The sequence below is a fragment of the Synechococcus sp. SYN20 genome, from assembly GCF_014279555.1.
GTDB lineage: Bacteria > Cyanobacteriota > Cyanobacteriia > PCC-6307 > Cyanobiaceae > Synechococcus_C.
This window is the reverse complement of record NZ_CP047959.1, coordinates 1,092,428-1,104,306: the sequence shown is the minus strand read 5'-3', so window position 1 is coordinate 1,104,306 and position 11,879 is coordinate 1,092,428. Positions and strand designations below refer to the sequence as shown.

Below are 11,879 nucleotides of genomic sequence, written 5' to 3'. Positions count from 1 at the left end.
ACCCACACGGGCCCGTACAAGCTCTGCAGCTGGAGCGATCTCGTGCCTTTGATGCTTCCCCACATTGAGCTAGCGCCCTATCCATCAATCCAAGCAACAATCAAACAGGTGACCGTCGTCCCGCCTATCGCAAAGCCATGGGACCAGCTTGAGCTGTCTCCTCAATGGAACAGAATTAAAAACCACTCAGCCCACATAGGAGATCTGCACTACCCCAGCTCATCTCGCTATCAAACTCCTCCACAACTCCTGCAAGGAGATCGTTTCAAACAATGGCACCACTAAGCCTTGATGCACTCCGCGACGAAATGAGGGCGGAGACAGACTTGCTGATCGTGCAAGACCTCGACGGAGTTTGCATGCCCCTCGTTAAAGATCCACTCACACGCCGTCTTCGCGCTGACTATGTGAAAGCTGCTGCAGGTATGCAAAACCAGTTCAGTGTGCTGACCAACGGAGAGCACGAGGGCAGCCGTGGTGTGAACCGACTGGTTGAACAAGCTCTAGGCGACAACGAGAAGGCACAACGCGAGGGCCTCTACTTACCAGGACTTGCCGCGGGTGGGGTTCAATTTCAAGATCGATTTGGGGTGGTCTCACACCCGGGTGTCAGCGATGAGGAAATGAGCTTTCTGGAATCCGTGCCTCAACAGATGGGAGATCTGTTGCGCTTAAAACTGAGTCAAGTCTTGCCAGAGTTGCAGGGCCAAGCACTCGAAGAAGAGCTCAAGCTCGCGATTCTCGATACCCAGGTCTCTCCAACCATCAACCTGAACAGTTTGTTCAGCCGAATCAAAGGAGATGTAGAGCGGCAGAGAAAGCTGCAACTGATGTTGTCCGATTTGATGGATTCCCTGATGTCAGCCGCAGCAACGGCTGGACTACCCACGTCGTTTTTTCTGCATGTCGCCCCAAACCTGGGACCTGATTCCACTGGTCAAGAAAGAATCAAACCGGCAGCACCTGGGGATGTAGGCACCACTGACATCCAATTCATGCTGAAGGGAGCCATTAAAGAAGTGGGATTGCTGGTGCTTATCAATCGCCACGTCGCTCAGAAAACCGGAACAGCGCCGCTCGGTGACACCTTTAATGTGCGCACGGCCCCCCACGACCATCAAGCCCTACTGGATCTCTGTCATCAGCACATTGAGCGGGATGCCATTCCCATGCTGGTCGGAGTCGGTGACACCGTAACGTCCACGCCCTGCCCGTCAGGTGATGGCTGGCTGAGAGGAGGAAGTGACAGAGGATTTCTGACCCTTCTTCAACAACTAGGCGCAAGCTATAACCGCCCAGCCCGTGTTGTTCTTGTTGATAGCAGCCATGGCGAAGTCGATCGCCCCAACTTGAGCGACAGCAAGCTGTCAGGAGTGAGCGATCCAGACGACCCACTTCGTTTTGACTGCCTCGTGAAAGGAGGTCCAGAAGAGTATGTGGATTGGTTTAAAACGTTGCCTCAATAATGCTTTGCCTGATGAATGCATTCAAGGCTCACAGCATGAAAGATGTTGATCACATCAGCACTACGGATCAAAAAAGCAGGACCTCAAGAGAGAGTCATCCGATCCAAGATGGGCCTCGTTCCACACCCATACCCCTGCTGTCAAAAGATAAAGTTTTGATTCATAAGGATTAGCAAGCACTCCTCTACCCCCTTCACCTTGACCTCCATCTCCCCAGCGACTGAGCAGCAACACCGACAAAACACAAACCGATTCCCTGCACTGAACCGTGGCGACCTTGAAACGCTTCAAGTCAATCTCGGTTACTGCTGCAATCAAAGCTGCAGCCATTGTCATGTGAATGCGGGACCGTGGCGGACGGAAATGATGGAGGAAGAACAGATCAATCTCATTCCCAAGGTTCTTCAGAAATTGAACCTCAACTGCCTGGACTTAACCGGGGGTGCGCCAGAACTGCATCCTCAATTCCGATCCCTCGTGCACGAGGCACGGGGCCTTGGCGTTCAAGTGATTGATCGCTGCAATCTCACGATACTGCAAGAGCCTGGCCAAGAAGACTTGGCTGCATTTTTGGCCAATGAAGGAGTGAAAGTCGTTGCCTCTTTGCCTTGTTTTGAAGAGGAGCGAGTGGATAATCAGCGAGGGTTGGGTGTTTTTCAGCGCAGCATTTCTGGACTACAAAGCTTAAATGCACTTGGTTACGGACTTCCCAATAGCAAGCTTGAACTGGATTTAGTGTTCAATCCTTCAGGTGCAAAACTACCACCAGAACAAGGCGAACTTGAACTCCTATATCGCGAAAAGTTATTGCAGAATCATGGCATTCACTTCAGTAGATTATTAACAATCACAAACATGCCTATCCAGAGATTTGCTCAAACCTTGAAAGCCCGGGGCGAGCTTGAGACTTATTACTCCTTGCTTCATCAATCGCATCGTGACACCAACCTCAACTCAGTGATGTGCAGAAGTTTGATCAGTGTCAGCTGGACCGGAACCCTGTTCGACTGCGATTTCAATCAACAGTTAGGCATTCCTGTGGGTTCTGGAGCAAAGACACTGATCGAGCTCCTACATCAAACTGAACCCATCAATAACCAACCGATTGCTGTTGACACTCACTGTTTCGGATGCACGGCTGGAGGAGGCTCAAGCTGTAGTGGGGCGCTCAACTGAGCTGATCAATGTCAACAGAGGCCGGCGCGAATAACAACACCCGCTCTCCCACACGTCGCTCTTGGCCCTGTAGGGCGTAGACCCCCCCTGAAACGAAGTCAGCAGTGCGCTGAGCAAGTTTCGCCTCCATCTCTGAGAGGTTGAGCAAAACCGTGCGTTGTTCCCGCACAGCCATAACCGCATCCAACCCCTCTTCGAATCCGCGGGGTGTGAGAACGATAATTTCGTGAAAGCCTGAAACGCCAGAAAGGTCCATACTCACCAGATTGACGGAACCTTCTGCTTGCCACAAGAGCAGTAATAATTAATCAATGATTGATTCAGACCCAAAGACCAACGGGGGACACTGCGGCACGAAGCCAAAGAAATTCGCAATCGGAATTGCTCCACTTGGAACCGTCTCCATTGGAGTTGTGCCAATGGGGGTGATTTGTATCGGGGTCGTTCCAATGGGAGTGGTCTCGATCGGGGTCGTTGCGATGGGCGTGATCAACCTGTCAGTCGTTGGGATGGGACTGCTGGCGATCGGGGTTAACACCATGGGCGTTTGGACAGCAGGACCGATGAGCATGGGCCTTGTGCAATTAGACAAGAGCACAACAGACCACAGCCGGCATAACCATGGCCAGCCAAACCAGCATCAGGAGGGTGATGACCCAAGGTTCATGGCTTACCCCACCAGGGCCGAAGCGGAAGCACAGGCCACTGCTCAAGGCTGCAAAGGTGCCCACGCGATGGGTGACTTCTGGATGCCCTGCTCGGAGCATCCATCAAGCGATCCATGATCACAGGCAGTTAGGACAAACGGCGCGAACAGTCAAACTCGATTCGATCAATTCAAAGTTGAAACGCTTGGCTGCTTCACGGCCAGCCTCAAGTACGGGAGTGCTTTCAAATTCTTCGGTGCGGCCGCAGCGAACGCAAATTAAATGATGATGATCTCCATGATCACCGCTTGAAAGCTCAAAACGACGGCCCCCATCACTGAGTTCGAGCTCTTGGAGAAATCCCATTTCAACCAAGAGTCTCAACGTCCGGTAAATCGTCGCCAATGAAACCCGCGCCTTCGAATCGACCAGCAAGCGGTGGACATCTTCAGCGCTTAGGTGAGTGCCCCCGCCAATTTGTTCAAAAAGATCGAGAATCAAGCGCCTCTGTGGCGTTAAACGCCTGCCGTCCTGGTGCAACCCACGCTCAAGAGGCCCTTCAACCGGAACTGGCAACGAGGCCATTGGCGTCTGCACCGGAATAACTCTTCTCAACAGTACCCATTAATGCGAGAGGAGAACAACGCAGGAATAAAGACCGGTAAGGTTTGAATCTGTTTCGCAAACGCTGTGTCTACCTCCTGGCGAGTGTTGATGCGCTTCGCTGCCAGCGGGTTGTTCCTGCTGGCACACGGATTGCTCGTGCTCGAGTACGTAGCGCTAGGAACAGCCCTTCATGGAATTGCTGAGATATTTCTGGCTCCGTGGGCTATCCGTCATCGAGCCTGGGACTTAATCGTGATCGGGGTGATCTTTTGCGTCTTCGATCTTTGGGGAACGCTCCGGCTCACAAACGCCATTGGCTAAAAATTATTCGATCCACCAACGCTGCACCAATCCAGACACATCTGACGAAGGTGAAGGAACCGTGACCACCGAAAGCCTCTGTCGGTCACGGGCATAGTCGTAGCGACAAAAGCCAATTCCAGTGCCAGAACAGGACGAGAGGGCAGGAAGTGTTGGTCCAGATGATTCCTGCTCAAGGCCCTCAATGGCTGGATCGGGTTTTGGCAGCCAACCAGATGCCAACAACGATGCATCGGCAGCGCGAATCGGCTGACCAACCTGCAATTGAATCAGCGAGGAAGAAATGGAGTCGGCGTAGACCACACCACCACTCAGGAAGGGCAAGACGCAGAGTGCCAAGCGCAGTCCATTCATCGCTTCCAAACCATGACTGACTTCGGCATAGCAACACCGCAAGCCGAACGTCATCAACGCAACGAAACGCTGAGAACCATCAGGAGCCACGCCTGCCCTGGAACTCAAAGGGGCTAGAGGTTGTCAACAGATCCGTCACAGGAACATCCGATCAAGCGTCAAGCAACCCAAAAGGCGGATATCGGCGCTAGCAAAGAGGAGTACATACAAAAAGCCAATGTCCGCTCAGGCCGTCATCGACCTTGCCAATGCGATCAAAGCGGATGCGACTTTGAAAGCGCTCTGCGCGTCAAGTCAGTGCGCTGACGTTGATGATCAATGCAGCATTGCCAAAGAAAAAGGATTTGACATTCACCCCCATGACTTTGATCAATTCAACAACGGTGACCTAATAGAGACAGACCGCGAAGACACATTTCTAAAGCCATCATGGTGGGAACGCATTCCACAGCAATAAAATCATCAACAAGGAATGAACAAACAACTTGCAGAAAGGGTTAACGGATACACCAAAACTTATAAGTCCAATATTTAGCCAAATAAATACCTCAATGAAGCATGAACTATCGCGACGAATCCTAATCACAGGAGGAAGTTCTGGCATCGGACTGGAGGCAAGTAAACAGTTGATGCAAAGAGGGCATCAACTCTTACTCCTCTGTCGTACAGAAGAGCGATGCACGGAAACAGTCAAGGCACTATCAGCAAGTGAAACAAAACAAACAACAGCAAAAGGAATAGCGATCAACCTTAAAAATCTTGAAGAGATTGAAACTGGTTGCAGCAGACTCCTTCAGATTAATGAGCCGATCGATACTTTAATTCTCAATGCAGGGATTCAAAATGTTGGAATCAGAAACCCACAATTTACAAAACAAGGAATAGAAGAAACGTTCTGCATCAATCACCTTGCCCATCAACTCATCCTCATGCGTTTATTACCATTACTACAAAAAAGTAAAAGGCCAAGACTGGTGATTACCAGCTCAGAAGTGCACAATCCGAACAGCGGAGGAGGACGGGTTGGTCAACCTGCAACACTTGGTGCTCTCGAGGGATTAAGGCCGCATGAAAGCATCGCCATGCTCAATGGCCAAAAGATCTTTGATGCCGACAAAGCCTATAAAGACAGCAAACTCTGCAATATCCTGATGGGACGACATCTTGCCAACCAACTCAAGCAAAGGGGAGAAGAGATACCCGTGTTGGCATGGAGTCCAGGCCTGGTCATTCCCAAAGGAAGCGGCGGATTTTTTAGAACAAGTCGACAACAAAATCCCGTCGGCCTTGCGCTCTTCAGTTTCGTCGCAAGAGATTTGCTAAGACTGACAGAAACACTACAAAAAGCAGGCTCCCTACTTGCAGAACTAGCCGATGGAGATAGCTACGAGCAGAGTGGATTCCGATACATGAGCAATCAATTGATCAGACCTGGACATCATCTTTTTAAAGAGGCGGAACCCAGCGATGAAGCCAGTAACGAACAACTCGCAGAAAAGCTATGGACCCTTAGCAAAAATCTAATAGATCAAAAGTTGCATGAGAGCCTATCAATTTAACTCAACATTGAAGAGTCGCGTAGCATCAATGTGCATCAGAAAACCAACAAGCCGCACCCCCAAGCTGGGGGAATTCATCAGACTTACCAACAACGCCCTGGTTTAAGCAAATACAAAACAAAGCCTACATAGGTTAGTAAGCAATGATCAATCCATATGAAAACAAAAGACGATAATATCAATCCGTATCAACAGTTTGAAACCAGCGAATAAAACCATCCATCAACTAATATTGCAAGAGAATCAAAAACCTCATCAGCGATGGCAATCATCCTTTATGGCGGAAAACAAACTAGAGCCAGCATGCCTCGCTGGTATATGGAAGAAATGGGCATACCCTACGAACTCGTAGAACTCTCTTTGGCTAACGGTCAACATCTAAAAGATGATTTCTTGGCGATTAATCCTTTCGGAAAACTTCCAGCAATGAAAGATGATTCCGTTCTCGATGCCAATAATCAACCTCTCATCTTATTCGAATCAGGCGCTATTCTGTTGCACTTAGCAGAGCATCACGGAGCTGAAATCCTAAGACCTGGCGATCGATCGTTAATCAGCCAATGGACACACTTTGCAAATTCAACATTAGCATTTGCAATCTTCGTTCCCGATCAAAAAACGAAGATCTTGCCTCGACTTTTAGCCAAACTCAATTCAGAAATCGCTAAAGGGTATTTCATCAATAATAAATGGGGCGCTGCTGATTGCGCAATCTCATCTTACTTGGCATATATCAAGTTATTCTTTCCGAACGAGGACTTAGGCGCATATCCCGCTGTGGAATCACTGATACAAGCCACTCGTGAAAGGCCTGCCTATAAAAAAATTATGGGACTTTCCTGATCAACAGGAAAATAATGAACGCCAAAACAGATTATAGAAATCTGGATTAATGGTGATTATTAACACTCTTTACCCCCTCCCTATGAACGATCCTCGAAACATATTGCTCTTGCATAATAGCGGGCATTGGCAGGGATGCTTTATCAGGCTAGATCACACTGCCAAAGAACAGGAACGCTTTTCTACGTCTCTTAAAGTAGAGGAAACTGAGGGCGTCATTCAGACATGTTTGACCTACATAGAGAGTGGTCGTCAGCAGTCAATGAATTTCGAATCGTTACCTCCAACCATGCAAGTTAGCCAAACAGGAGACTGGTCAACAGGTCCCGATTACATCACGCCATGGAGCTGGGTAGCAGAGCTTTGTGTTGTTAATCAACAACAACGACGACGCATGATCGTTCGCCATGGTGTAAGCGGACTGGATCGCGTCATTTATGTCGTCGAAACAAAAAAAGGCACAGATCAAGTCAGTCCATCGCAGCCACTTCACTGCCAATCAACCACCTTTGGATCGTATTTGATTTGGCAACCAGAACCAGGCGTAGAACTATTCATTGACCCCAGAGATCGCCAACAAGGAGACATCACAGGCTGTGGTATTCGCTGGTGCGATCACCATGGGATCACACATCAAATCCTGCGTCAGTACAACTCGGCAGGAGCGCTTACCCCGTTGGCCGACGATTGGATTGATCAACCTGATTGAGCCCATTGTCCTAAAGCACTTCCTTGATCTTTAATCGAATCAATTGAATGGAATACCATCTCTTCCCAGTTGGTTTCAGGCAACCCGGCGAACAGCATCAAGTTGAGAGGGTACTGATCAGAATCAGTGCAACGGCGAAAGTCATCACGGAACAGGAAAACAGGCTTATTGAGTGCATAAGCAGCTCCAACCTCCACCATTACCCCTTCATCTGGAGGGGTTCCGTTAACGATGGCAAAAACTCCGTCAGCGTCTCGAACATCCTGCATGCATTGCTGAGCTACCCGAAATGCCCATCCAGGCTTGGTGGTGTCGACATGCCCATTGCGCTCAAATGGCTCCCAGACCATGAGGCCTAAATGGGACAGAGCCGCAACAAACTCTGGAAGCAAAAGACGTTTGCATTGTGCGGAGAACCCGTATGGAGAAGCGAGATAAATCGTTTTCGATGTCATGAAAAGTCTTAGGGAGTCTTGGATCTTGAGGCCCGATAGCGAGCTTCATCCTCTGCCGCAAACGCTACTTTCTCCCAAGGAAAAACCAACCATTCATCGGGTGAGATTGTTATTGCAGCATTCCACCATTCTGGAGGAACTTTGCTCATCCAAACTACAAAAGTGGCATCAAATTGATCACGGATCGAGGACAAAGTCTGGCCAGTTTCATACACATCATCCACAACAAGACATCCGTCTTTTGGCTCTGAGAGCCAGGGAAGGGTGAGCGAGTGACTCAAGGCCACTGCTAAGCAAACTCCACCACGCGGAACTCCATAAACACCAGAGAATGAATGAGAGACATAGCGTGAAGTGATTGTCTCCACCGCCCAATCAAATTGGATCCAAGTGAGTTGCTGAATCAAATCGTTAGCCGCATAAACTCTAAAGGGTTTCATCTTAATCCTCTCAACAAGAGATTAGTGGCATAACAGCTATGACACCGAGAGCCTTGCCCGATATTGATCAGAGCCCTCATTGATACCAACTTGGATCAAGAAACGACCACTTAGAGACAAAAAGAAGCGAAAGGCAACGATTAGCCATCTATCACAGAAAGACAATGCAGAACATTTGGAGCTGACAAACGAGAAACAAAACAAGAAAATGAGTGTTTTGTTTGCAGGTAATTTGGTTCTTCTTTAAAGGGCATTGCCATTTTTTTTACGAGTTCTTGACGCTCTTCCTTGAGCGTGAGCTTGGGCAAAACAGGCATCATCTCAGTTGCTTGGATGCTTATTCTGAAGAACTCTCCAACCAGTGTATGACAAGAAAGAGAGTGATTAATGACTAATTATATCTGTGCTTGCTGCTGTCAGCCGAATCAATTGACTTGAGCTTTCGTCTTGGAAGGTGCATGCGGGCTTAAAATGAAAGCAAGCATCCATGAACATATTTAAACAAGTTCAATGCACAAGAACATGAATTAATCCGGCATGATGTATCTAGTAATTCAAAACCACATTAATGCTATCAACAAGGTGAATCACTATCTGGAGAAGCAATTTATGCTGAGCTGATAAGAGCTACAGCAAAATGCTAAACCTCCCTGAATTAACACCCGAACGATCAAAACCAATACAGAAACTCAGCAGTCGTATTCCACTTCTGAACGCTGTTGATGCCTAATCACGTCGTCATCCCTCATCTGGGATTCGTCATAATCAAGTGCCCGAATTGGACATGCCGACGCCTTAAATGGCTGGTGCTCGCCTTCGCGAATCAAGGTACCAATGGGCTGTGCTGAGGCGATACTGATCTGCATCAATGGATGCTGCAAACAACGTATTACTAACGACTTTGAAGCGAGGTGCCAGCGTCTGTGCTGTCTTCCGGATCAAGAGAGCTGCCGTTCATCGTGCAAAAGACAGCGACAGCAAAGGAGGCGTAATGGAGGCATCGATCTATTGAAACAGCAAAAGAGCGAGAGCTTGGAATGCAAGCCAAGACAATCCCATGCTTCGATCATCCATAACGCTTCATAAAGTCATCGATGGTGTAGAACTCATTATCTGTTGAGGTTTCCTTAATCAGCTCTTCAAGAGTTTTTGCTTCCATCTCTGATTGATACTCTTCAAACGACAAGTCGACCGCTGGATCATAAGCATCTTTAAACAAATGTTTATATTCATTGCATAGCGCTTGAATAATGTCCCTGCGACTAAACTCCACTAGAGGCTCTGTATACCTTTCTCATTATTACGCATCGGCACTATCACAGCTCGCTGGGGGGCATATCTATCCCTCTTCTATTCACATCAGCGCCAGAAATCTATATCTTTGATAGCCACACAATAAAAACGACCTGATCAAAGAGAAAAAGATTTGTACATGATTGAAAAATCATGTAGCCATAAAATTACGCTCTAAATTCTGAAAGCCATCTTTTCTAGTTCGCAACGATTAAGCACAAACCAATCGATCTAAAACTCACAAACCTTGAGATCAACTGGACAGCCTTCACAACAGAGCTGTCGCTTCAAGAGTTCCTGGTGAGCATTGGATGCCGCTGCCAGGCCAACTGCCAAAACAAACGCAGAGATGGCTGCAAGCAAAGGAAGTCGAATCACCATTGCCGATGTCAAGATTTTAAGAAATAGCCTTACGATTAGCATTAAAACATTATTTCATTAGCGCAACAACTAAAATTGATCCCAATCGTGCAGGGTTTTACGCAATTTCGAGTTTTCTAACGAAAACAGCGATATCAGATACACAATCTCCACCAATCACCTAACAGCCAATACAAACCCTAGCTAGACAACCAATAAGAATGATCTAGCCGATCAAGCTCAAAGAAAAACAATCAACTTTTCAAAAATGCCTTAAAGCAGACATCAATGCATGCACTTCAAGCGTTCTATTTAGAATCAGTTGACCTACCTCACGTATCCCTATCTCTATATAAATTACGTCTCATATATATCCGAAACGAACATCACTTTCATTAGCCATCTGGTTAGCCATCGTCCTTTGGAAGCAGACTTAACCGAATCCTTTAGTCTCTTTCCGCAAGAGGGTTTGGAATGGAATCAGTTGGAGCATCGAATTGCCCCTCCACAACATATTCCAAACGCAACTTCATGAATGTAATGAAGGTGGAGTCTGTAGAAACGACTGCGGCTGAAGGTTGTGGCACCTTCGCTTTGATCTCAGACAATTCAGGTGCATCCAGAAAACTTGGATTGCGAACAAGCCAAAAGTCGATCTCCTTGCCTTGTTCGCCGTAATGCCTGCGTCTTTCTTTAAGCACTTCTTCAAGGGGTTCTTCTTCTGTCAAGAAGCGAGTACTGGCTGCAACAAAATGATGTGTGGTCATGAGCTACTGCTTCCGAACAAGGGGTCACGTCTGGGATTCTGAACCAAGCTCTTCATCTCTCTCACCGCTTCTTGCAAACCCACAGACAGAGCCCGGGCCACGATGGTGTGCCCAATATTGAGCTCTTCCATTCCTGGAATTGCAGCAATGGGCTCCACATTTTGATAAGTCAAGCCGTGGCCTGCGTTGACCCGCAATCCCATCGAACGCGCTTGCTCCGTGGCCTCGATGAGACGTGCCAAGGTCATGGGTTGCTCCCTCCAGCTGGCCTGCGCAAAACGTCCGGTATGGAGTTCAACCCAACGAGCGCCGCTTTGCTGACACGCCTCCAGCTGGTTTCGATCTGGATCCACGAACAAGCTCACAGGAATGTCGTTGCTCTGAAGGGTATCGATCACAGAAGACAAGCTCGTGCACTGACTTCGGACGTCTAAGCCTCCCTCCGTTGTGACTTCCTCTCTCCGTTCTGGCACCAGGGTGACCATGTCTGGTTGCTCTCGCAACGCAATCTCCACCATCTCCTTGGTTGCAGCCATTTCCAAATTCAAACGAGTCCGAACCGTTTGGCGTAAGAGGGTTAAGTCGCGATCTTGGATATGACGGCGATCCTCCCTGAGGTGAATCGTGATCCCATCGGCTCCACCCAACTCCGCCATCAAAGCCATTGGCACAGGATCAGGTTCGACCGTGCGCCTGGCTTGCCGAACATTGGCAATGTGATCAATGTTGACCCCGAGACTGGCCACAACCCTCGTCCAAAGATCTAATTTTATGCGCGGGTGGTCTGCAAGCGAGACGCCGCTCTAACTGCCCAAGCTTCCGCGATACAGAGACTGAGGCAACCTAAATTCCAACCCTGTAGGACAGCGCTATCTAGCCGTGG

Annotated in this window: 19 protein-coding genes; 8 read left to right on the top strand and 11 right to left on the bottom strand. The window is 48.4% G+C overall.

The genetic code is table 11. From position 1 onward, the window contains the following. Window positions 1-272: 272 nt before the first annotated feature. Window positions 273-1,466, top strand: a complete 1,194-nt coding sequence (stpA, locus tag SynSYN20_RS05795; protein ID WP_186525091.1) for a glucosylglycerol 3-phosphatase — start codon at window positions 273-275, stop codon at window positions 1,464-1,466. Between the two features lie 198 nt (window positions 1,467-1,664). Continuing rightward, window positions 1,665-2,642: an arsenosugar biosynthesis radical SAM (seleno)protein ArsS gene (gene arsS, locus SynSYN20_RS05790; RefSeq protein WP_186525090.1), complete on the top strand. Its 978-nt coding sequence runs from the start codon at window positions 1,665-1,667 to the stop codon at window positions 2,640-2,642. Here the strand turns inward: arsS and SynSYN20_RS05785 are convergent. Beyond that, the gene (locus tag SynSYN20_RS05785; RefSeq protein ID WP_255444500.1) at window positions 2,635-2,898 is read right to left on the bottom strand and encodes a cell division protein SepF; all 264 of its coding nucleotides are present in this window, start codon (window positions 2,896-2,898) and stop codon (window positions 2,635-2,637) included. The two genes, arsS and SynSYN20_RS05785, sit on opposite strands and share 8 nt — an antisense overlap. 55 nt (window positions 2,899-2,953) lie before the next feature. Here SynSYN20_RS05785 and SynSYN20_RS05780 point away from each other — a divergent pair, with 55 nt between their 5' ends. Then, window positions 2,954-3,427: a hypothetical protein gene (locus SynSYN20_RS05780; protein ID WP_186525088.1), complete on the top strand. Its 474-nt coding sequence runs from the start codon at window positions 2,954-2,956 to the stop codon at window positions 3,425-3,427. Here the strand turns inward: SynSYN20_RS05780 and SynSYN20_RS05775 are convergent, their stop codons facing one another. After that, a complete protein-coding gene (locus SynSYN20_RS05775; RefSeq protein WP_186525087.1) occupies window positions 3,428-3,874 on the bottom strand; it encodes a Fur family transcriptional regulator in 447 nt (148 codons plus the stop codon). It abuts the gene before it with no gap. A gap of 129 nt (window positions 3,875-4,003) precedes the next feature. Between SynSYN20_RS05775 and SynSYN20_RS05770 the strand changes: the two genes are divergently transcribed. Beyond that, window positions 4,004-4,216, top strand: a complete 213-nt coding sequence (locus tag SynSYN20_RS05770) for a hypothetical protein (RefSeq protein ID WP_186525493.1) — start codon at window positions 4,004-4,006, stop codon at window positions 4,214-4,216. 3 nt (window positions 4,217-4,219) lie between these two features. Here the strand turns inward: SynSYN20_RS05770 and SynSYN20_RS05765 are convergent, their stop codons facing one another. Next, window positions 4,220-4,624 (bottom strand): hypothetical protein, encoded by a 405-nt coding sequence (locus SynSYN20_RS05765; protein ID WP_186525086.1) that lies wholly within the window; start codon window positions 4,622-4,624, stop codon window positions 4,220-4,222. A 163-nt stretch (window positions 4,625-4,787) separates the two neighbouring features. Here SynSYN20_RS05765 and SynSYN20_RS05760 point away from each other — a divergent pair, with 163 nt between their 5' ends. The 4 genes from SynSYN20_RS05760 to SynSYN20_RS05745 all read left to right on the top strand — a co-directional run bounded on the left by SynSYN20_RS05760 (window position 4,788) and on the right by SynSYN20_RS05745 (window position 7,681). Continuing rightward, window positions 4,788-5,027, top strand: a complete 240-nt coding sequence (locus tag SynSYN20_RS05760; RefSeq protein ID WP_186525085.1) for a hypothetical protein — start codon at window positions 4,788-4,790, stop codon at window positions 5,025-5,027. A gap of 28 nt (window positions 5,028-5,055) precedes the next feature. Continuing rightward, entirely contained in the window at window positions 5,056-6,129 is a 1,074-nt protein-coding gene (locus SynSYN20_RS05755) for an SDR family NAD(P)-dependent oxidoreductase (RefSeq protein WP_370586717.1), read from the top strand. A 261-nt stretch (window positions 6,130-6,390) separates the two neighbouring features. Further along, window positions 6,391-6,972, top strand: a complete 582-nt coding sequence (locus tag SynSYN20_RS05750; RefSeq protein ID WP_186525084.1) for a glutathione S-transferase family protein — start codon at window positions 6,391-6,393, stop codon at window positions 6,970-6,972. A 49-nt stretch (window positions 6,973-7,021) separates the two neighbouring features. Then, window positions 7,022-7,681 carry a DUF3598 family protein gene (locus SynSYN20_RS05745; RefSeq protein WP_370586716.1) on the top strand — a complete coding sequence of 220 codons (660 nt, stop codon included), beginning with the start codon at window positions 7,022-7,024 and terminating at the stop codon, window positions 7,679-7,681. Here the strand turns inward: SynSYN20_RS05745 and SynSYN20_RS05740 are convergent. From SynSYN20_RS05740 to SynSYN20_RS05710, 8 genes are all read right to left on the bottom strand, one after another. Next, window positions 7,669-8,136: a nucleoside 2-deoxyribosyltransferase gene (locus tag SynSYN20_RS05740; RefSeq protein ID WP_186525083.1), complete on the bottom strand. Its 468-nt coding sequence runs from the start codon at window positions 8,134-8,136 to the stop codon at window positions 7,669-7,671. The genes SynSYN20_RS05745 and SynSYN20_RS05740 overlap by 13 nt on opposite strands. Window positions 8,137-8,144: 8 nt before the next feature. Further along, window positions 8,145-8,540, bottom strand: a complete 396-nt coding sequence (locus tag SynSYN20_RS05735) for a phosphoribosyltransferase (RefSeq protein WP_186525490.1) — start codon at window positions 8,538-8,540, stop codon at window positions 8,145-8,147. 176 nt (window positions 8,541-8,716) lie between these two features. Next, window positions 8,717-8,893: a hypothetical protein gene (locus SynSYN20_RS14360; RefSeq protein ID WP_222929760.1), complete on the bottom strand. Its 177-nt coding sequence runs from the start codon at window positions 8,891-8,893 to the stop codon at window positions 8,717-8,719. A 372-nt stretch (window positions 8,894-9,265) separates the two neighbouring features. Beyond that, window positions 9,266-9,442: a hypothetical protein gene (locus tag SynSYN20_RS05730; RefSeq protein ID WP_186525082.1), complete on the bottom strand. Its 177-nt coding sequence runs from the start codon at window positions 9,440-9,442 to the stop codon at window positions 9,266-9,268. 200 nt (window positions 9,443-9,642) lie between these two features. Next, window positions 9,643-9,849 carry a hypothetical protein gene (locus tag SynSYN20_RS05725; RefSeq protein ID WP_186525081.1) on the bottom strand — a complete coding sequence of 69 codons (207 nt, stop codon included), beginning with the start codon at window positions 9,847-9,849 and terminating at the stop codon, window positions 9,643-9,645. 251 nt (window positions 9,850-10,100) lie between these two features. Next, window positions 10,101-10,262: a hypothetical protein gene (locus SynSYN20_RS05720; RefSeq protein ID WP_186525080.1), complete on the bottom strand. Its 162-nt coding sequence runs from the start codon at window positions 10,260-10,262 to the stop codon at window positions 10,101-10,103. 413 nt (window positions 10,263-10,675) lie between these two features. Then, on the bottom strand, window positions 10,676-10,996 hold the full coding sequence (locus tag SynSYN20_RS05715) for an MgPME-cyclase complex family protein (RefSeq protein WP_186525079.1): 321 nt from the start codon (window positions 10,994-10,996) through the stop codon (window positions 10,676-10,678). Beyond that, entirely contained in the window at window positions 10,993-11,742 is a 750-nt protein-coding gene (locus SynSYN20_RS05710; RefSeq protein ID WP_186525078.1) for a pyridoxine 5'-phosphate synthase, read from the bottom strand. The genes SynSYN20_RS05715 and SynSYN20_RS05710 overlap by 4 nt, the downstream gene beginning before the upstream one ends. Window positions 11,743-11,879: the final 137 nt, after the last annotated feature.